The sequence below is a fragment of the Planococcus shenhongbingii genome, from assembly GCF_030413635.1.
In the GTDB taxonomy this organism is placed as follows: Bacteria; Bacillota; Bacilli; order Bacillales_A; family Planococcaceae; genus Planococcus; species Planococcus shenhongbingii.
Genome location: NZ_CP129235.1, coordinates 3,335,909 through 3,354,404, shown reverse-complemented (window position 1 = coordinate 3,354,404; position 18,496 = coordinate 3,335,909). Strand labels below are relative to the sequence as shown.

At 45.2% G+C, this 18,496-nt stretch carries 17 protein-coding genes; 9 read left to right on the top strand and 8 right to left on the bottom strand.

The window, feature by feature from the left end; genetic code table 11:
* Nucleotides 1-152: 152 nt before the first annotated feature.
* From QWY16_RS16205 to QWY16_RS16190, 4 genes are all read left to right on the top strand, one after another.
* The gene (locus QWY16_RS16205) at nucleotides 153-1,415 is read left to right on the top strand and encodes a YsnF/AvaK domain-containing protein (RefSeq protein ID WP_300990265.1); all 1,263 of its coding nucleotides are present in this window, start codon (nucleotides 153-155) and stop codon (nucleotides 1,413-1,415) included.
* A 96-nt stretch (nucleotides 1,416-1,511) separates the two neighbouring features.
* Complete coding sequence (locus QWY16_RS16200; protein WP_300990264.1) at nucleotides 1,512-1,715, top strand: YwbE family protein; 204 nt, start codon at nucleotides 1,512-1,514, stop codon at nucleotides 1,713-1,715.
* A 308-nt stretch (nucleotides 1,716-2,023) separates the two neighbouring features.
* The gene (locus QWY16_RS16195; protein WP_300990263.1) at nucleotides 2,024-4,150 is read left to right on the top strand and encodes an ATP-dependent helicase; all 2,127 of its coding nucleotides are present in this window, start codon (nucleotides 2,024-2,026) and stop codon (nucleotides 4,148-4,150) included.
* 41 nt (nucleotides 4,151-4,191) lie between these two features.
* On the top strand, nucleotides 4,192-5,460 hold the full coding sequence (locus QWY16_RS16190; RefSeq protein WP_300993482.1) for an MDR family MFS transporter: 1,269 nt from the start codon (nucleotides 4,192-4,194) through the stop codon (nucleotides 5,458-5,460).
* Nucleotides 5,461-5,962: 502 nt separating this feature from the next.
* On the opposite strand, the gene QWY16_RS16185 is transcribed toward QWY16_RS16190, so the two are convergent.
* Nucleotides 5,963-6,274, bottom strand: coding sequence for a DUF3243 domain-containing protein (locus tag QWY16_RS16185; RefSeq protein ID WP_300990262.1), 312 nt, complete (start codon nucleotides 6,272-6,274; stop codon nucleotides 5,963-5,965).
* A 161-nt stretch (nucleotides 6,275-6,435) separates the two neighbouring features.
* Between QWY16_RS16185 and QWY16_RS16180 the strand changes: the two genes are divergently transcribed.
* Complete coding sequence (locus tag QWY16_RS16180; protein WP_300990261.1) at nucleotides 6,436-7,275, top strand: VLRF1 family aeRF1-type release factor; 840 nt, start codon at nucleotides 6,436-6,438, stop codon at nucleotides 7,273-7,275.
* Nucleotides 7,276-7,315: 40 nt separating this feature from the next.
* Here QWY16_RS16180 and QWY16_RS16175 read toward each other — a convergent pair whose 3' ends face one another.
* Complete coding sequence (locus QWY16_RS16175; RefSeq protein WP_300990260.1) at nucleotides 7,316-7,996, bottom strand: hypothetical protein; 681 nt, start codon at nucleotides 7,994-7,996, stop codon at nucleotides 7,316-7,318.
* A gap of 144 nt (nucleotides 7,997-8,140) precedes the next feature.
* Here QWY16_RS16175 and QWY16_RS16170 point away from each other — a divergent pair, with 144 nt between their 5' ends.
* Nucleotides 8,141-8,509: a VOC family protein gene (locus QWY16_RS16170; protein WP_300990259.1), complete on the top strand. Its 369-nt coding sequence runs from the start codon at nucleotides 8,141-8,143 to the stop codon at nucleotides 8,507-8,509.
* A 50-nt stretch (nucleotides 8,510-8,559) separates the two neighbouring features.
* On the opposite strand, the gene QWY16_RS16165 is transcribed toward QWY16_RS16170, so the two are convergent.
* Both QWY16_RS16165 and QWY16_RS16160 read right to left on the bottom strand, forming a co-directional pair.
* Nucleotides 8,560-9,204, bottom strand: coding sequence for a hypothetical protein (locus tag QWY16_RS16165; RefSeq protein WP_300990258.1), 645 nt, complete (start codon nucleotides 9,202-9,204; stop codon nucleotides 8,560-8,562).
* A 1-nt stretch (nucleotide 9,205) separates the two neighbouring features.
* Entirely contained in the window at nucleotides 9,206-10,033 is an 828-nt protein-coding gene (locus QWY16_RS16160; protein WP_300990256.1) for an ABC transporter ATP-binding protein, read from the bottom strand.
* Nucleotides 10,034-10,227: 194 nt separating this feature from the next.
* Between QWY16_RS16160 and QWY16_RS16155 the strand changes: the two genes are divergently transcribed.
* On the top strand, nucleotides 10,228-11,205 hold the full coding sequence (locus QWY16_RS16155; RefSeq protein WP_300990255.1) for an ABC transporter substrate-binding protein: 978 nt from the start codon (nucleotides 10,228-10,230) through the stop codon (nucleotides 11,203-11,205).
* Complete coding sequence (locus tag QWY16_RS16150; protein WP_300990254.1) at nucleotides 11,205-13,166, top strand: iron ABC transporter permease; 1,962 nt, start codon at nucleotides 11,205-11,207, stop codon at nucleotides 13,164-13,166. Before QWY16_RS16155 ends, QWY16_RS16150 begins: the two co-directional genes overlap by 1 nt.
* Nucleotides 13,167-13,346: 180 nt before the next feature.
* On the opposite strand, the gene hmpA (QWY16_RS16145) is transcribed toward QWY16_RS16150, so the two are convergent.
* Together hmpA (QWY16_RS16145) and hmpA (QWY16_RS16140) are read right to left on the bottom strand one after the other, a co-directional pair.
* Nucleotides 13,347-14,528, bottom strand: a complete 1,182-nt coding sequence (gene hmpA / locus QWY16_RS16145; RefSeq protein ID WP_300990253.1) for an NO-inducible flavohemoprotein — start codon at nucleotides 14,526-14,528, stop codon at nucleotides 13,347-13,349.
* A gap of 164 nt (nucleotides 14,529-14,692) precedes the next feature.
* Nucleotides 14,693-15,910 carry an NO-inducible flavohemoprotein gene (gene hmpA, locus QWY16_RS16140; protein ID WP_300990252.1) on the bottom strand — a complete coding sequence of 406 codons (1,218 nt, stop codon included), beginning with the start codon at nucleotides 15,908-15,910 and terminating at the stop codon, nucleotides 14,693-14,695.
* Between the two features lie 83 nt (nucleotides 15,911-15,993).
* Between hmpA (QWY16_RS16140) and QWY16_RS16135 the strand changes: the two genes are divergently transcribed.
* On the top strand, nucleotides 15,994-16,428 hold the full coding sequence (locus QWY16_RS16135) for an RrF2 family transcriptional regulator (RefSeq protein ID WP_300990251.1): 435 nt from the start codon (nucleotides 15,994-15,996) through the stop codon (nucleotides 16,426-16,428).
* A gap of 34 nt (nucleotides 16,429-16,462) precedes the next feature.
* Here QWY16_RS16135 and QWY16_RS16130 read toward each other — a convergent pair whose 3' ends face one another.
* A complete protein-coding gene (locus tag QWY16_RS16130) occupies nucleotides 16,463-16,885 on the bottom strand; it encodes a pyridoxamine 5'-phosphate oxidase family protein (protein ID WP_300990250.1) in 423 nt (140 codons plus the stop codon).
* 709 nt (nucleotides 16,886-17,594) lie between these two features.
* Complete coding sequence (locus QWY16_RS16125) at nucleotides 17,595-18,488, bottom strand: EamA family transporter (protein WP_300990249.1); 894 nt, start codon at nucleotides 18,486-18,488, stop codon at nucleotides 17,595-17,597.
* Nucleotides 18,489-18,496 lie beyond the last annotated feature (8 nt).

Sequence of the window (18,496 nt, the reverse complement as noted above, 5' to 3'; positions counted from 1 at the left end):
TCAACAAAAGGATATAACTGACTGTCAATTCAAAATATTTTGGTTTTATCGGCCGATTCAATTCCCAAATATGTTTGAGAAAGCATCGGCGGGGTATTTCTTGAGTAGTAAGATTTTTCAAGGACGCATATCAAAAATTGGAGGTATCGAAAATGGCGAGCAATAACTTTATGGGCACATTCGACAGCGAAACAGAAGTGTTGAGAAAAATCGAAGAACTGAAATCGCAGGGAATATCGGAAGACCACATGTACGTCATGGCTCATGACAAAGATCAGATTTCTATGGTCCGAGGGCGCACGGATGTAGATTATAAATCTGCTGAAGGCGGAGGCTGGATGGATAAGTTTATGGGCTTTATGTCCGGAAATGAACCTATACGCCAAGCTTTTAACGACATGGGTGTTGATGGCCAGGAAGCCGACCGTTACTATCAGGAAGTGCAGAACGGAAAAATCTTGCTGTTTGTTGATAAGGAAATTGGAGATTCTTATGACAGCAGACCAAGAAGCGGCAGTTCCGCATATGGAGATCCTACAGGCAATACCTCAAGAACAGGCATTGTGGGAGCTGAGGATACTTCCCGTTATACGGGAGAAGACTCAGGCATGGTTGGACGCGATGGTTTAACCGTGGATACAAATGAAGCTAACGATGTGAATTTCCATTCAGGCCATAACTTGGTGGATGCTGATAAAACTTCGGCTTCTTCCAGACTTGATGACAGCGAATCGGCTGGAGTCGGCAGAAATGCAGGTACAGGCTTCGGTTTAGGAACGGGCAGTTCGGTAAATGACGTTCCATCTCCAAGCCGGGATACCGGAGATTTTACAGCTACAAATGAAAGCCGGTACAATGACACGGACCGTGATAGACTGACTGACAGAAATCGGACAGACCGCGGCTTTATGGATACTGACCGTGACCGGACGGATCGTGATTTTGTCGGAACCGACCGTGACCGGATGGACACAGACCATGACCGAGCTGATGACACAGAGGAAGACCGTCTTCGTCTTCACGAAGAAAGACTGCAAGTTGACAAAAATCGTGTGCAAACCGGTGAAGTGAATGTCGGCAAGCGTGTGGTTGAAGATAAGCAGACAATTGAAGTGCCGGTTGAGCGGGAAGAAGTATATATTGAACGCCGCCCAGTAAACGAAGAAGTGACAGATGACTCCCGGATAAGCAAAGATGCTTATCAAGAAGGAGATGACATCCACATTCCGTTAACGGAAGAGCGTGTGAATGTCACAAAAACAGATGTAGTAAGCGAAGAAATTGTAGTAGGCAAGCGGAAAGTCCAGGATACGGAAGTCGTCAACGAAACAGTCCGCCGGGAAGAAGCGGATATTGATGATGATTCAGATCTTGGCACTGATGATTTTGATCGCAACCGTACAGACCGGCGCTAGTGAGTACACTAAATGAGGCGGGGAGCATTCCCTGCCTTTTTGTGTGGAAAAAAGCAAGGAATAGCGTATTATGAAGGAAAGGCAGGAGGAGTTTTAATGGACGGCAAAAAAAGAAGCGATATAAAACCAGGCTTAGAAGTGAATATTGTCTTGAAGCAGGACCAAAGAACGGGCAAGAAAACCCGTGGCATCGTTAAAGATCTTTTAACAAATTCCGCTTCGCATCCCCATGGCATTAAAGTGAGGCTTGCGGATGGCCAAGTAGGGCGCATTTGCGAAATTCTGAGCTCGGATAAATAAGTTTATAGGTGCAAAAAGGACCCTTCATTTTGGGTCCTTTTTTGTCGAGCGTTAATGGATGGCAGGATCCTGATTCTTCAGGAAGGAACTCAATTGACAATCAGTGAAGGTTGCGAAAAAACTCGACTGATTGAAGCAATTCTTTGTGCTAAAATAAAGTGAACTTTATTCTGGAAAAACAAAACCTTTTAACTACGGATTGATCTAATGAACTTTAATGTCCAGTTGATTTTAGCTCTCAGCAGCTAGGAGCCTTACTGAATATGTAAGGTGTAAATAAAGGAACTGAAAATGCGAAGGAGTATAGTATGAGCAACTTTTTTGAACGCAAGAAAAAACAACTCGGAGTTGAACTAAATAAAATCCAGCGCAAAGCTGTTGAACGCACGGATGGCCCGTTATTGCTTTTGGCATGTCCCGGATCTGGAAAAACGACTACGATGATCATGCGCATCGGTTACTTGATTGAAGAAAAGGGTGTGCAGCCGCACCGCATAAAAGCCATTACATTCAGTAAGGCATCCGCGACTGATATGCAGGAACGCTACAAACGCTTTTTTCCGAAGCTGGCACCGGTTGATTTCTCGACCATCCACAGCTTGGCTTTTCAAATCACACGGGAGTATTTTGCCAATTCCCGCTACGTGATGATTGAAGGAAGCGAATCCAACGGTCTTCATAAAAAGCGGCTGTTGCGTGAAATGTATGAAACAGAGGTCGGGGAACCAATTACCGATGACCAGCTGGATGAGTTGACATCATTCATCAGTTTCGTGAAAAACAAAATGACTCCTCGAGAACAATGGAAAAAACTGGATGCTCCTTTTGAAGGGGCAATTGAAATATTAAAGACGTATGAAGCATTTAAAGAAAACTATGACGTTAGGTTAGTTGATTTTGACGATATGCTGTCGCTTGCCAATGAAGCGCTGGAAAAAGATGAGGCATTGCTTGGGAAGTATCAGCAGCGCTGGGATTACGTCATGACCGATGAAAGCCAGGACACGTCCATGATCCAGCACGCCATCGTTGAAAAATTAGTGGCACGCCACCAGAACCTCTGCGTTGTTGCAGACGATGACCAATCTATTTATACATGGCGTGCCGCGGAGCCGACGTATTTATTGAAATTCAAAAATGTTTACCCAACGGCCTATGTGATGAAAATGGAACGAAATTACCGGTCTTCAAAAAACATTGTAGATGCTGCGAATTTATTTATTAAGACGAATAAAAAACGGCATGACAAAAATATGTTTACAAAACAGCCGGAAGGAGACCCCATCGTTATTCGTCGGCTTGCTTCAGAAGAAGCGCAGTTGAAGTATGTAATGAAAGAATTGAAAGAATTGAGCCATTTTGGAGAAGTGGCCGTCCTTTATCGCAATAACTCGTCTTCGACTTTGCTGATCAGCGAATTGAATCGCCTGGGAATTCCTTTCTATATGAAAGATGCGGATAACCGGTTTTTCTCGCATTGGATTGTAGAAGATATGCTCAATTTTATGCGTTTCAGTTTGAAGCCGGAGCGTGTCGATGTTTACGCGAAAATCGCATCGAAAACCAATGCTTACTGGTCAGGAAGCCAATTAAAAGCGCTGAGCCGGATGAAGCCGTCCACAGTTAATGCTTTTGATGAGATTAACCGCAGCATTACATTAAAGGATTATCAAATCAACATACTGAACGAGCAGAAAAAATGGTTCGAGGCATTAAATCACATGAAGCCGCTAAAAGTCATCCGGACAATTCGCGGAGAACTTGGGTATGACCAGATGCTCTCAAGCCGTGCTGAAAAATTCGGTATGCGGATGCAGTATTTGGAACAAATCCTGATCACGCTTGAACAAATCGCAGGGCCGCTGTCGAGCATGACCGAGTTCGCCAAAAGACTGAAGGAACTGGAGCAAGTCACGCAAAATGCGAAAGCCGAAAAAACAGATGATATGCTGACATTATCAACATTCCATAGCTCCAAAGGATTGGAATTTGAGCGTGTCTATATGATTGATTTAAATGAAGGAATTATTCCCGCTGAGGAAGATACGGAAAAACCGGATGCTTTGGAAGAAGCACGGCGTTTATTTTATGTCGGGATAACACGTGCTAAAAAACATTTGGAATTGATCAGCTATGACAGTGAATCCCGGTTTGTTGATGAAGTAAGGGGCATTATCATGCCAGAAAAACCAGCTGTTCGGCCGCAGCGGGCTACGGCGTCAAAAACAGTCCAAGTAAAGGTGCCGGATAATCCGAACGCAGTAAAAAGAGATGACGAACTGTTAGAAGGAGTCAAAGTGCGCCATCGGGTTTTCGGGACTGGAAAAATTGTGGAACGGGATCATGAACGGCTATCGATTCAATTTGCGAAGGAACGCAAAGACTTAATGATTGATATTTGTTTAAGCTATAAGTTATTAGAAGTGCTGGATTGATAATCGAATAGGAAAAGTTTGCAGAACGCGGGGAAATGATGATGAGGATTAGGGATTGGGATCGAAGTTTAAAAGTTCGCCTGGTGGGCGAATTTTTTATGAACACAAGTTATTGGATGGTTTTTCCGTTTTTAGCGATTTACTTTGCCGAAGAATTTGGAAAAGGAATGGCGGGTCTTTTGCTCGTCACCTCTCAAGTTTTTTCAGTTGCTGCTAATTTAATCGGCGGCTATTGCGCAGACCGGTTCGGCCGGCGCACGATGCTCGTTTTTGCGTCAATTGCTCAAGGGGCGGCTTTTTTTCTGTTTGCATTCGCTAACTCCCCGTGGCTGGAGTCGCCTGAACTTGGATTTATCTCTTTTACATTGGCGGGCATGTGCAGTTCGCTTTACTGGCCAGCCAGCCAGGCGATGATTGCTGATGTCATCCCGGAGAAATACAGAAGCGATGTATTCGCTATTTTTTATACGACGTTGAATATTGCCGTAGTAGTGGGGCCTTTGGTCGGAGCGGTGCTGTTTTTCTCTTATCGTTTTGAGCTGCTGCTGATTGTTACGGTTATTTCTATGCTGCTTGGCCTCGTTCTTAGGCTCTACACAAACGAGACTTTATCCCATGAATTAAAAGGTAAATGGGAGACAGCAGAAGCAATCGGCTGGACAGGAGCAGTCGCTAAGCAATTCAAAGAGTACGGGTTGATTTTTAAAGATCGGCTGTTTCTTCTTTTTGTCATTGCGGGAGTGCTGGCAGCACAAACGTTCATGCAATTGGACTTGCTTATTCCTGTATATTTAAAAGAAACCATTGATGTACAGACAATTGCTTCTTTCTGGGGAAGGGAGTGGACGGTTACCGGAGAGACTTCTTTTGGCTTCCTGTTATCTGAAAATGGATTGCTGGTTGCTTTATTTACGGTAATTGTCACTCGCTGGATGACAAGCTTTCCTGAAAAATGGGTCTTTTTCCTATCGACCATTCTATATGCTGTGGCGATGCTTCTGTTCCCGATGACATCGTGGTTCTGGATGTTTGTGGGAGCGATGGCGATTTTCACTTTAGCAGAGCTGATGGTAGTAGGGGTGCAGCAGAGCTTTATCTCGAAACTTGCTCCGGAAGATAAGCGTGGGCAGTATTTTGCGGCAGCAAGCATGCGCTATACAATCGGACGGATGATTGCGCCAATTTCAATTCCCATGACTGCCTGGTTTGGCTTCGGCTGGACGTTTGCCATTTTAGCTGCTTTATCTGTTGTGAGCGGATTTGTTTATCTTTCGATGTTTAAACTGTTTGAAAAAAGGCCTTCCCATTAAGGGAAGGTTTTTTCAGTTTGTTGAGGAAGTTAAAGTTTCTATTAGTAATCCTTCCTTAACCGATATTCCGCCAACCAGCTGCGCTTGCCGCGGGCGAGCGCCAAGCCGCTTCGTCGCTTCGCTCCTGTTTCTGTATCGCTTCGCTAGCTTCGAAACATGAAAGGGCGTTGCAGGGTCTCGGCTGTCTCGCTATCCCGCAGGCGTCTCCGCTGGTTGGCTCCATATCTGGAGAGTAGGAATAAGCAAGAGAAGAATTTCTTAAAGCGTCCCACTTTTAGAGCGTCTCTAAAAGTGACAACAGAGAGCGGAATGCAGCGGAAGGCGGCGACTTCTGCGGGAATAGGGCGAGTCCTGAGACCCCGCAGGGAGCGCCAGCGAGCGAGGAGGCTTAGGCCGCCCCCCGCGAAAAGCGTCCGCCCTGGAGCGAAATGAGAAAAGGCTATCAAGAGTTTCTTGACAGCTTGAAAAAAGGCCTTCCCATTAAGGGAAGGCCTTTGGCATTTTACGAATCTTTTTTAACTAAACGCAGCAGCATATGGGCAAGCATATGGCGTTCTTCTTTTTCACCGACACTCCATAATTGTTGCAGTACATATTCTTCTCGGTTTTTTGGGTCTTCATTTTTAGCCAGGTAGTTCGCTACCTTCTCAGTGATTTGAGCAAGACGCTCTTCGCTCAATCCCATTTTCTCACCAAGCTCGACTTTGCCGCCTAAGTATTGTTTGAAGTTTTCAAAATTGGCTAAAATGTCTTCTTTCTTTTCTTGGTCAAATGTTTTTAGTTTTTCGTCTACTTTTTTATCGATATTTTCCATGTTTCTTCACACTCCTTTTATTTTCATTGCATTATCTGTTTACCTCGTGTGCCTTATTTTAAACGTCAGAATTATTGAAAAAGTAAAAACTTGCCTGTTTAATGTAAACGACTTAGGGTATTGAATTAAGTAGTATGGATTTTAAGGAGGATGATGGATGTATGACATTATACGATGAAATTCAGAAACTTAAAGCTTTTAGCTGTGAAGAACGCTGTGTTTTGAGTGTGTATTTAAATACCAATCCCGCTGACTTGAACGCCCAAAGTGGGGCGTGGAGAATTCATCTGAAAAATGGTTTGAAGCGCATCGAGGAATACTTGACGGCTTCTCAGAATGAGAAAGAGTTGAAATCCTATCAAACCTTAAAGAAAAAGGTTGAAAGAGAAATTATGGACCACCAAGACGACCTCCATAAGGGTGTCGTTATTTTTGCCTCTCCTAAAGATGATCTTTGGTTTGTCCATTATGTGCAAGTTGCTGTAAAGACAAGTTTCCACTGGGAAAACGCACCTGTATTGGACGAATTGAGATATATGTATAAAGCTTATCCATACGCTGGAATTATTTTGCCAAGCTTCAAAGGAGTTCGCATTCTGGATACTTCGATGGGAATGGTCAATGAAGAAGTATTTTATGAATTTGATTCAGGCTTAGATGTCTGGAATGAACAGCAAGGTGTCCATTCCGCCTCGCATACTGCAGGCAGCAACACTGGCGGATTTGGCCAAGCAAGCCATGTTGGAGGAAACTCCGGCAGTGCAGCAGATGATTTCAACTGGCGGATGAAAGAGAATCTCGAGCGCTTCTATAAAGACTTAGGAAGCAAAATTGAACAGTTGAAAAAAGAACGCCACTGGGATGAAGTGCATATAGTTGGAGAAACTGAACAAGCAAAATCTTTTGCAAAGGGATTGCAGAAGAAACCGGCGAGCTGCATTTATAAAAACTTGACGAATGCCAGTCCGAGCCAGATTATACATGAAGTGTTTGAGAAATAATGAAAAAGCCTCAGCGATTGCTGAGGCTTTTTTTGTGGAATCAATGCGGTTGTGGACAGAATGTGCAAGTGGAAAAGGCAGGCAATTCTTTGTACAAACAGCATGTCTTTCGAAGAGGACCGGAAACTGCCTGCTCAAGTGAGGCCGTTCCCATTAATTTGTATAGATAAGAGGCTTTGATCGGCTTCCAGTTGGCCGATTCGAGCAGCCATTCGATATCTTCAGCAGCTCTCCTAGGGGCATGTTGCTGCAAAGTGGCATAAAACCAAAGGACTGAGCCAAGGACATTTTCCCATAATATAATGGGGGAAATCTTTACATGTTTTCTGAACTCATCAATTAAGTCAGCTACTTGGCGGCACAGTACAAAATGCATCGCCTCAAACCGGTTTTCCTGGGAAACAGAAGTAAAGAAGTATGAGTCAACATGGGTTTGAAGTAAATTAAACCCATAATTGTGAATGCGGCTGAATTGAAGGTCTTTCCACGAACAAGCAAAATAGCCATTATAATTAGTGAGCAAATCAAATTGTGCTGAAATGAACAGTGCATATTGGCGAAAAAAATAAGAAACTGCTACACCATTATTTTGGGTGCCGCTCCATTGTTTGATTTCGTTGATCCGTTCTTTAAAATCGGGAGAGAGGGGGTGTGCAGGAGGGCGGTCTACTGCGATGGATTGTGATGCCAATGTATATTTAAGCTGAGCAGGAAACTCCATATGCGACGACTCCTTTATTTTTCATGCTACGGGAAAAAGGAACATTTGGAAAGAGATAAGAAAAACTTATGGAAATACATAAAAACAATCACCTTTTCTTTACTTTATAAATTAGCTAAGCTGGAAGCAAGAAGGGGTGATGAGATGAAATTCACAATCGAAAAAATTGACCATGTACAAGTTGCGGCACCCAAAGGCCAAGAAAAAGAGGCTGTCAATTTTTATGCTGGGGTGCTCGGGATGAAAGAAGTGGAAAAGCCGGATTCCTTGAAAGGAAGAGGCGGGGCCTGGTTTGAATTTGGAGCATATCAGCTTCATGTCGGGGTAGAAGAACCTTTTTCGCCAGCTAAAAAAGCGCATCCAGCTTTTAAAGTGAAGGGGTTTGAAGAGCTTCAGCAACACTTGGTTGCTGAAGGGATTGAAGTGGAAAATGACGGCAGCATTCCAGGAGTCCAACGCTTTTTCATTTCCGATCCATTTGGCAACCGGCTGGAATTTTTGGATGGTCAATAGTCGTCCAGTCATTTAAAACTATGCAAAAACGCCCCGCAGCTGCGGAGCGTTTATTTTTTTAAGGGGCAATAAGGGCATTTGCCGGTATTGGGCAATTCTTTATACAAACAGCATGTGATGCGTTTATAATCAGCCTTTGCCTCGCTATAACTGCGTCCACCCAAAAATTGATGGAAAAATGACTTGCGCATCTCCGGCTGCCAAATATCAGCACCCAACAAAACCTGCACGTCCCGTTCAGCTTGTTCCGATTCCAGCATGCCGTACATCCAGATAACATATCCCCAGATATTTTCCCAAAGAATCAGCTTGGAGACATGCCCGGCTTTCCGGACCGCTTCAACGACGGGGAACGCGTAAACCTTCAAAACCTTTTCCAAATCGCCTTTACTGCGATTTCGGACAAAGCGCTCATCCAGCTCGAATGCAATGCCGCCTTCGGTTTTTACCAATTGGGCCGCTTCAAGCGGACCATCCCACATTTTTCCATGCGCTAATAAGTACAATTGAGCTGTTATAAAAAAACCGAAGCGCCGCATGAAGATAGACGATGCTACTGCTTCAGAAGGTGCTCCGGTTTGTAATTGAATGTCGGTAATCAGTTCAGAAAAGCGATGACCAATGCTTTCTTGCAATGTCATGAAACCCTGTGCCCGTTTTTGGACTTTTACTTGGAAAAGCTCCAGTTCCTTCATCTTAAGAACCACTTAGTGATTCCCGGATTTCTGGAACAATACAGCGTCCTCTGCCGAATGGCACGCAATGCGGCGTCCCGAATAGCGGATCTTTGGAAACTTGGCATTCCATTCCAAAAACAGCGCGAACAAGATCACAATTGATGACTTTTTCAGGCGTTCCTTGGCCAAAAACAGCACCATCTTTAATGGCAATGATGTTATGGGCATATCGAGATGCTAGATTTAAATCATGCAGCACCATGATGATGGTGCGGCCTTGCACTTCATTCAATTCGAACAATAAATCCAGTATTTCAATTTGATGCGTCATATCCAGGTAAGTCGTCGGTTCATCCAAAAGAATGATGTCTGTGTCCTGGGCGAGTGTCATGGCTATCCATGCCCGCTGCCGCTGTCCGCCTGACAGTTCATCAACAGGCTTGTCGCGGAATCCATCGACGCGTGTCGCTTTCATGGCTGCTTCCACTTTCTCAGTATCTTCTGTGGTCCAGCGCTTGAGCCAAGACTGGTGTGGATAACGCCCTTGTTTTACGAGGTCATGGACAGTCAAGCCTTCCGGAGAAACCGGAGACTGGGGCAGGATGCCCATTTTCTTTGCCACTTCACGTGAAGACATGCGATGAACTTCTTTTCCTTCTAATAATATAGAACCTTCTTGAGGTTTAAGTAAACGCGCAATAGAGCGAAGCAGCGTTGATTTACCGCAGCCGTTGCTGCCGACAAATACCGAAATTTCGCCGCGCGGAATGGATAAGTTCAGGTTTTCAAATAATAGGTGATCATTATACCCAATTGACAAGTCGTTTGTTTGAACAGCCGTCGCCATTGTGTAATTCCTCCACATCTTTTTCCATAAGTCCAACTGATACAATTTCTCATTAACGCTACTATATCATAATTTCCAGATAAATGAGAACGATTTTCAATTTATTTTACAAGAAATCCTTTACAATGCAGAGAACAAGAACTAGAATGGAATTTATTGAGAATCGTTATCAAATAGCTGGGAGGCTTACTTTTATGAAAAGAAAATGGATGTTATTAATAGTAGCGGTCCTGCTGGTGCTGGCAGCTTGTTCTTCGGCTGAAGACAATGCAACAACTGAAGAAGGAGCTGCAGGAAATCCTGTTACGATTGCAGGCACGAACGGAGAAGTGAAGCTGGATGCGCCTGCTAAAAAAGTGGTCGTGCTGGAATGGACATACGCGGAAGATTTATTGGCGGTTGGAGTCCAGCCGGCCGGGATGGCGGATATTGCGGATTATGGCAATTACGTCAATATTGAGCCGCAATTGGATGAAACGGTTGTGGACGTCGGCGGCCGGCAAGAACCGAACCTGGAAGCAATCGCAGCAATCGAACCGGATTTGATTATAGGGGTAAGTTTCCGCCATGATGCCATGCTTGCGGAATTGGAGACCATTGCGCCAACAGTCATCTTTAATCCATATCCGGAAGATGAAAACATTGATTTGTATCAGGAAATGGAAACAACATTTAAGGAAATCGCAAAAGCGGTGGATAAAACAGCAGAAGCGGAACAAGTTCTGGCTGATCTGGAAAAAGAATATGATGAAAGCGCGTCGGCTATCGAAGCGGCAAACTTGAAAACGAAAGACGTTATTTTAACATTGGCTTATACGGGCCCTCAGGCTCCGGAAATCCGGGTATTTACGCCCAATTCAATGGCTTCGATCATATTGGAGCGCATCGGTTTGAACAATGTCCATCAGCCGGATCAGTTTGAAGTATTCGGATCGAGCACATTCAATGTAGAAGGATTGGTCAAGTATGAAAATGCCAATTACTTATACACGGTTCCTGATGAAGACAATATTTACGAAAACCAGCTGAAAGGCAACCCCGTCTGGGAAAACTTGGCGTTCGTAAAAGAAGACCGCACATATGACTTGGGTGCGGATACCTGGTTATACGGCGGACCGTTAAGTGCTAAAACATTGATGGACCAAATTACAACTGTGATGGTGAATAAATAATGCCCGGAAAATTAAAACAGAAGTCCTTTGTCTCGCTGACAGGGGGCTTTTTCCTGCTTCTTGCGCTGTCGGTTATCCACTTGACACAAGGGCAGGCGGATTACACAATTTCAGAACTTTTGACCGGCGTCTGGACGGAAGGGCGTATCCAGGATATCGTCACGTCTCTGCGTTTGCCTCGCTTAGTAATCGGCATGATTGCCGGTGGAGCGCTTGCAGTGTCGGGTGCTGTCCTGCAGACATTGACGAATAATCCGCTTGCTTCACCAGGAACACTTGGAATCAATGCCGGAGCCTTTTTCTTTGTTGTGATTTCGACTATTTTCTTTCCAGGCGCTTTAGGGGATTTCCCGTTTATCACCGCCTTGCTTGGGGCCGTTCTATCATCCGCATTGGTAGTAGGGCTGGCCGGAAAAGCCATGGAGCCGGTGCGCGTGGCTTTAACAGGAATGATCATCTCGCTATTGTTTTCTTCTTTGACCGGCGCATTGCAGCTGCTGTTCGAAAATGAAACAAACGGCTTGTTCTTGTGGGGGTCAGGGACGCTGGTCCAGTTGAACTGGGAAGGGGTACAGTTTGCTGCTCCCGTGGTGCTGATGCTGTTTATCGGCGCGTTGCTGCTGGCGAAGCCGATGGATATATTATCGCTGGGTGAAGATATTGCTTCTTCGCTTGGCCAAAATGTCCAAGCAGTAAAACTCATCGCTTGGGGAGTAGCAATTATTCTGTCCGCAGCTGTTGTGAGTGTGGTCGGACCGATTGGTTTTATCGGGTTGATGGCTCCGCATATTGTCCGCATGATGGGCATACGCGGCCATCTGCAAGTTTTCATCCATTCGTTTTTATGGGGCAGCGTTATGCTGATCGGAGCGGATGTGCTCGGACGCTTGATCCAGCCGGGGCAGGAAGTTCCTGTTGGGGCCATGACCGCGCTTGTCGGAGGCCCTTGGCTTTTGTACTTGGCCTGGAAGACGGCAAAATCATTGAAACGCGGAGACCGCCAAGTGGGCGGGACGACAAAACCGATCCGTTTAAGTGTATTAACCCCTATTTTAATCGCCATTATTGCAGTTGTTATGATTTTGGCTCTCAGCTTTAACGGAGCTGCCTGGAATTTTGCCTGGCTGGAACCGGTTGTCTGGAACTTCCGGGTGCCGCGGGTGCTGACTTCTTTCATCGTGGGAGTCATGTTGGCTATAACCGGGGTGATTTTGCAGGGAGTGCTTCGAAATCCTTTAGCAGATGCCAGTGTGCTCGGAGTCACTTCAATGGCTGGGGCAGGGGCGATGCTGCTGCTTGTCATTTTCCCTGCCATACCGGCAGTCTATCTGCCGCTCGGCGCTACACTCGGCGCTGCTTTGGCACTTGGCACTATCCTGGTCACGGCTTGGAAAAATAACTTCCAGCCGATGCTGGTCGCTTTAATGGGAATTGCCATTTCCGCTTTCGGTTCAGCCGCGACTCAAGTGTTCGTTGTCAAAGCGAAACTGGCTGTAGCAAGTGCACTTGTCTGGCTATCAGGCAGTACATACGCCAAAGGCTGGGATGATGTGCAATTTGCCTTGCTGCTCTTTGCGCTATTTATCTGGCCCGCGATTTACATTACCCGCAGTTTGGATACCCTGACATTCGGAGATGACGTTGCGGCAGGCCTTGGCTTGGATATCCGGTCAACGCGTGTGTGGGCGCTGGTTATCGGCGTAGCCATATCAACGGCAGCCGTATCGATTGTCGGCACCATCGGCTTTATCGGATTGGTGGCTCCGCATATAGCACGCCGGCTTGTCGGTTTTCGCCATTTGCCGCTGATGCTGTCATCCGGGTTGATCGGCGGCTTGCTGCTTGTTGCGGCAGATTTTATCGGCCGTATCCTGATTGCACCAAAAGACATTCCGAGTGGTTTGATTGTCGCATTGATCGGAACGCCGTATTTACTGTATTTATTGCGGAAAATGAAATAGATGAAAGAAAGGCCCTGCCAATGCGGCAGGGCCTTTCTTTTGGAGCATATAAAATTTCTATGAGCGTTCGGGTAAGTTCTATGATCACTTTCTGGGCTTCTATGAGCGTTCGGGTGAATTCTATGATCACTCATGCAAAAAAAGCTGTCCGCTACTAAAAGCGGACAGCTTTTTAATTTCTTATACGGTTTGCAATGCGACGGCAGGGCCGAAGAATTCAAAATGTATTTGGTCTTCAGTCATGCCAAGAGCACGCAATTCTTGGATCATCTGTTCCATGAAAGGCACAGGACCACAGACGTAAACGTCGCCGGTCACATCGATCATTTCTTTTAATACATCCCGAGTAATATAGCCGTTCGGCTGGTCGGAATACAATGTTTTATAAGCTGCATTTTCCATGCTAGCTGTATATTTTTGAATATCCTGATCGAAAGCGTGCAATGATTCGTTACGGGCCGCATGCAGGAAAGCAGTCGGGCGATCTGGAGTAAGCGTTGCAACTGTTTCAAACATGCTCATCATTGGCGTGATGCCGACGCCGCCACTGATGAAGGCAATCGGAGATTTTTTATTGGCATCCAGAACGAATTCGCCTGCCGGAGCGCTGACTTCGATCTTGTCGCCCACATTAACTTCTTCATGAAGATAAACAGAGACGCGGCCGTTCGGGTCGTTGTCTGCTTCCCGTTTAACGGAAATACGGAATTCATCTGATTGTGCGGCTTGGGATAAGCTGTATTGGCGGTTGAATAAGTATTTTTCGCCTGGAATTGCCAAGCGCACTGAAATGTATTGGCCAGGCTGGTAAGTTGGAACATTTGATCCGTCCGCCGGCTTTAAATAGAACGAAGTGATGTTATCACTTTCTTTTACTTTACGGGCTATCACGAAATCTTTAAAGAATTTCCAGCCATTTTCCTGGCTTTCGGCTTTCGTGTACATTTCATTTTCAACACCGATAAAGGCATCCGCGATCGCACCGTAAGCCTCTGCCCATGCGTTGATGATGTCGTCTGTTGCAGCATCACCCAGAACTTCTTTAATGGCTTTTAACAGATATTCTCCGACAATCGGATAATGCTCAGGTTTAACGCCGAGACTCACGTGTTTGTTGGCAATCTGCACCACTGCCGGAAGAATGGCTTCCAAATTATCAATGTGGACTGCTGCCGCATAAACGGTATTGGCCAGTGCTGCTTGCTGGCGTCCTTTTTTCTGGTTGGCATGATTAAAAATATTTAAAAGTTCAGGGTGCGCTTCGAATAAGTTTTTATAAAATACAGTTGTAATCGCTGTTCCATGTTCTGCTAAAACCGGTACTGTGGATTTAATAATTGATCTTGTTTGTTCTGATAACATAGTCAATCTCTCCTTTTGTTTTCTATAAATCAACTATATTCCAGAAAACATTTTAAAGATATATTCAAAATACATCTTTAAAATTTAGACACAAATTGTATTCACAGAACAGCCACAAAAGACCCACGATTGCATCGAGGGCCTTAAGAAGAAAGTAGGTGTTATTACTGGATGGTGCTTTCTTCTAAATCCATTGCCGGACCAAAGAATTCATAATGGATTTGCTCATCTTGCATTCCAATATTGCGCAGCTCGCGGATCATGCTGACCATAAAAGGAACTGGGCCGCATACATAAGCATCGCCGGAAGGGTCTACAAATTCTTCAAGCATTTCGCGGGTGATAAAGCCATTTTCCTCATCTGAATAAACAGTCTTGTAAGAAGCGTTTTCCATCCGTTCTGCAAATTGGCGGATGTCTTCATCAAAGGCATGCTGGTAGCGATTTCGGGCCCCGTGCAAGAAAACGGCCGGACGTTCTGGTGTAGAAGTTGCCACTGTTTCAAACATACTCATCATTGGAGTAATGCCGACACCTCCACTAATAAACGCGACGGGAGTAGTTTTGGCGGCATCCAGCACGAATACTCCTGCAGGTGCACTGACTTCAAGCCGGTCGCCTTCTTTGATTTGCTTATGGAGAAAAATGGACACAATGCCGTTGGGATCATTGTCTGCTTCACGTTTAACGGAAATCCGGAACTCATCCGGCTTGGATGCCTGAGACAAACTGTACTGGCGGATCATCATATATTCTTCACCTGGTATGGAAACCCGTACTGAAATATACTGGCCTGGAATATAAGTCGGCACATTTGAACCATCCGCCGGCTTTAAATAGAACGAAGTGATGATTTCGCTTTCTTTTACTTTGCGGTCGACGACAAAATCCTTAAAGTAGTTCCAGCCATTTTCCTGCTCCGCAGTATTTTGATACATGCTTTTTTCAACGCTGATAAAAGCGTCTGCTATGACGCCATAAGCATCAGACCAAGCTTGAATAATTTCGTTTGTTGCTGCATCTCCAAGCACTTCCTTCATGGCAATCAGTAAATTAGCGCCGACAATCGGATAATGTTCCGGCTTCACGCCTAAACTCACGTGTTTATGGGAAATCTGGATAACGGCTGGCATAATTTCTTCCAAATCATCAATATGCACTGCCGCTGCATAAACCGTTTTCGCTAAAGCAGTCTGCTGCCGGCCTTGTGCCTGGTTGGCATGGTTGAAGATATTCAGCAATTCGGGATGCTCTTCGAAAAGCCGTTTGTAGAATCTGGTGGTAATCGCCACGCCATGTTCTTCTAAAACAGGTGCTGTCGATTTGACAATCATTTTTGCTTCATTTGATAGCATAATGCAACTGCTCCTTTCATTTTGCATACCATTAATCCAAAGCTTCGGTCTCAATTGCTTTTCCAAAAATCGGTTCACCCGTATAATGAAATTGCAGGGAAGGTGAAATAATGAGACTGACAATGTACACCGACTACTCATTGCGTGTATTGATATACTTGGCTTCGAAAGAAGAAAACAAGCTTTCGACCATCCAGGAAATTTCAGACGCTTATACCATATCGAAAAACCATTTGATGAAAGTAACATTTGAACTGGGCAAGGCCGGCTTTATCCATACCGTCAGAGGACGGGGAGGCGGCATACGCCTGGCAGATACCCCTCAAAACATTAATATTGGCACCGTAGTCCGGCGTATGGAAGATGATTTCCATTTAGTTGAATGTTTTGACATGGAGCATAACCGCTGTCCGATTGCACCTGTCTGCGGACTCCGCGGTGTATTGGGAAAAGCATTGCATGCTTATCTCGCGGTTCTTGATGAATATAATTTAGAAGACTTGTTGTTCAATAAAGAAGGACTTCGGGAAATATTGCAAACATAAAAAAACGGCTCAAATAAATGAGCCGTTTTTTGTTTTACAATTGAAGTGTTTGCGGCTCTTGGCCTTTTTTATTGATGAGTCGGGCACGGGTTGGCTGGATAGCTAAAATGACCAAATCGGGATCATCCGGTCCTGTGAACCAGCCTTCCAAATGTTCGTTCCAAACTTTATCAATCATGCTTTGATCATCATGTACGCCCATTGTTCCTTCGATTTCCAGGAAGGCATCGCCTACGCCTTGGCCCTCATAGCCTAAAAGGATATGTGCATGTGGATTAGCTTCCAATTCATCAACTTTTTGCGTTTGTTTGTGTGTCGCTGTGTATAAGGTGAATTCGTCATGGAAAAATGTCATGTAGCGAGAATGCGGCTTATTGCCTTGCACCGTCGATAAAATGCCTACATGGCTTTCTTCTAAAATCTTCAAAGCGTTTTGCTTCAATTCTTCCTGATTCATCCTCTTCACTCCTTTGATAGTTAACTGCTCCCTTTATATATTCCTGTTTAAACCCAAGCTAAACATAAAGTGAAACTTCAATCCGTGGGGGTTCACCCCACGGATTGTTAGTTGAACCAATCGGACTTTTATCATTCATTAAAGAGAAAAGAAAAAAGGCCCGCTGGAGGACGGACCTTTAACAGTTTGTTGAGAAAGATAAAACTTGTATTGGTAATCATCCTTTAACCGGTATTCTGCCAACCAGCTGCGCTTGCCGCGGGTGAGCGCCAAGCCGCTTCGTCGCTTCGCTAGCTTCGAAACATGAAAGGGCGTTGCAGGGTCTCGGCTGTCTCGTCGCTTACGCTGCCCCGCAGGCAAGCCATTAGCCGAAGCCGGCGAGGCTAAGTCTTTGCGACGAGCCTGCGCAGGAGCAGTACGGTTTTCTCCGCTGGTTGGCTCCATATCGAGAGAGTAGGAATAAACAAGAGAGGAATTTCTTAAACCGTCCCACTTTTAGAGAGTCTCTAAAAGTGGCAAAAGGGAAGCTGAATGCAGCGGAAGGCGGCGACTCCAGCGGAATCAGCGCGAGCTGAAGACCCTGGACTGAGCGAAGCGAAGGAAGCGGCTGAAGCCGTGCCCGCGGAAAGCGTCCGCCCTGGAGCGAAATGAAAGAAGAACATATGAATTTCTCGACAGCCTAAAAAAGGCCCACCAAAGAGGCAGGCCTTTAAACGGGTTCTATAATTTTAGGGTTGCGGCTGAATATACTTGGCAGCACCATGCCGAACAGAATAACAAAGATGCCGACAATTTGAAGAACCGTCAATGTTTCGTTCAAGACAAGGACCGAGGCAAAAACAGCAACCGGCAATTCCATGGCACTTAAAATTGAAGCAAGGCCGGATCCAACATGCGGTACAGCGATCGAGAAGAAGCAAATCGGCATGACGATACCGAAGAATCCGAGCAACAGGCCGTATACCCAAAGACCTTCATCAAAGAGTTTGCCATTCCACACCACTTCGGGCGTTTGGAAAAAGGCGACAACAATGGCAGCGACAAAAGAGACATAAAACAAGCGGGTAGTAGTATCCATGCCTTCGACTTTTATGCCGTTGACAAACATAAAAGCAGAAAAACAGAAAGCCGCCCCGATTCCCCAAGCCCATCCTTGCCAAGGAATGCTGCTGAGGTCTGCATCAATCACTCCTGCAGCCAATATAGTCCCGCCGAATAATAAAACAAGTGAGATGGCTTCAGTTCGTTTCAGCCATCTGCGGTGTACAATGCAATCCAAAAACATGCCGATCCAAGTAAATTGAAACAGCAATACGACTGCCAGTGACGCTGGCAAGTACACCAAAGACTGTCCGTATACCATACCGGTGGCAGCGGTAAATGAACCGGACATTACTAAAACTTTCCAACCGTGCAAGCGGGGAAGTCTCCGCTTTGTAATTAAAAGCAAAATAGCTGCTAAGGCAAATCCGACAAAGTATTGGCTGGTTACCGCTTCTGCGGCTGTAAAACCGTTTTCCATTGCTACTTTGATAATAGTGGAAAGGATGCCATAACAACTGGCTGCCACTACTACCATAAACGGGTAAATCATATTTTTCATATTTAGGT

Excerpts from the sequence above, each read along its gene's own strand:
- QWY16_RS16205 (WP_300990265.1), top strand. The coding sequence starts at position 153 with ATGGCGAGCAATAACTTTATGGGCACATTCGACAGCGAAACAGAAGTG.
- QWY16_RS16200 (WP_300990264.1), top strand. The coding sequence starts at position 1,512 with ATGGACGGCAAAAAAAGAAGCGATATAAAACCAGGCTTAGAAGTGAAT.
- QWY16_RS16195 (WP_300990263.1), top strand. The coding sequence starts at position 2,024 with ATGAGCAACTTTTTTGAACGCAAGAAAAAACAACTCGGAGTTGAACTA.
- QWY16_RS16190 (WP_300993482.1), top strand. The coding sequence starts at position 4,192 with ATGAGGATTAGGGATTGGGATCGAAGTTTAAAAGTTCGCCTGGTGGGC.
- QWY16_RS16185 (WP_300990262.1), bottom strand. The coding sequence starts at position 6,274 with ATGGAAAATATCGATAAAAAAGTAGACGAAAAACTAAAAACATTTGAC.
- QWY16_RS16180 (WP_300990261.1), top strand. The coding sequence starts at position 6,436 with ATGACATTATACGATGAAATTCAGAAACTTAAAGCTTTTAGCTGTGAA.
- QWY16_RS16175 (WP_300990260.1), bottom strand. The coding sequence starts at position 7,996 with ATGGAGTTTCCTGCTCAGCTTAAATATACATTGGCATCACAATCCATC.
- QWY16_RS16170 (WP_300990259.1), top strand. The coding sequence starts at position 8,141 with ATGAAATTCACAATCGAAAAAATTGACCATGTACAAGTTGCGGCACCC.
- QWY16_RS16165 (WP_300990258.1), bottom strand. The coding sequence starts at position 9,204 with ATGAAGGAACTGGAGCTTTTCCAAGTAAAAGTCCAAAAACGGGCACAG.
- QWY16_RS16160 (WP_300990256.1), bottom strand. The coding sequence starts at position 10,033 with ATGGCGACGGCTGTTCAAACAAACGACTTGTCAATTGGGTATAATGAT.
- QWY16_RS16155 (WP_300990255.1), top strand. The coding sequence starts at position 10,228 with ATGAAAAGAAAATGGATGTTATTAATAGTAGCGGTCCTGCTGGTGCTG.
- QWY16_RS16150 (WP_300990254.1), top strand. The coding sequence starts at position 11,205 with ATGCCCGGAAAATTAAAACAGAAGTCCTTTGTCTCGCTGACAGGGGGC.
- hmpA (WP_300990253.1), bottom strand. The coding sequence starts at position 14,528 with ATGTTATCAGAACAAACAAGATCAATTATTAAATCCACAGTACCGGTT.
- hmpA (WP_300990252.1), bottom strand. The coding sequence starts at position 15,910 with ATGCAAAATGAAAGGAGCAGTTGCATTATGCTATCAAATGAAGCAAAA.
- QWY16_RS16135 (WP_300990251.1), top strand. The coding sequence starts at position 15,994 with ATGAGACTGACAATGTACACCGACTACTCATTGCGTGTATTGATATAC.
- QWY16_RS16130 (WP_300990250.1), bottom strand. The coding sequence starts at position 16,885 with ATGAATCAGGAAGAATTGAAGCAAAACGCTTTGAAGATTTTAGAAGAA.
- QWY16_RS16125 (WP_300990249.1), bottom strand. The coding sequence starts at position 18,488 with ATGAAAAATATGATTTACCCGTTTATGGTAGTAGTGGCAGCCAGTTGT.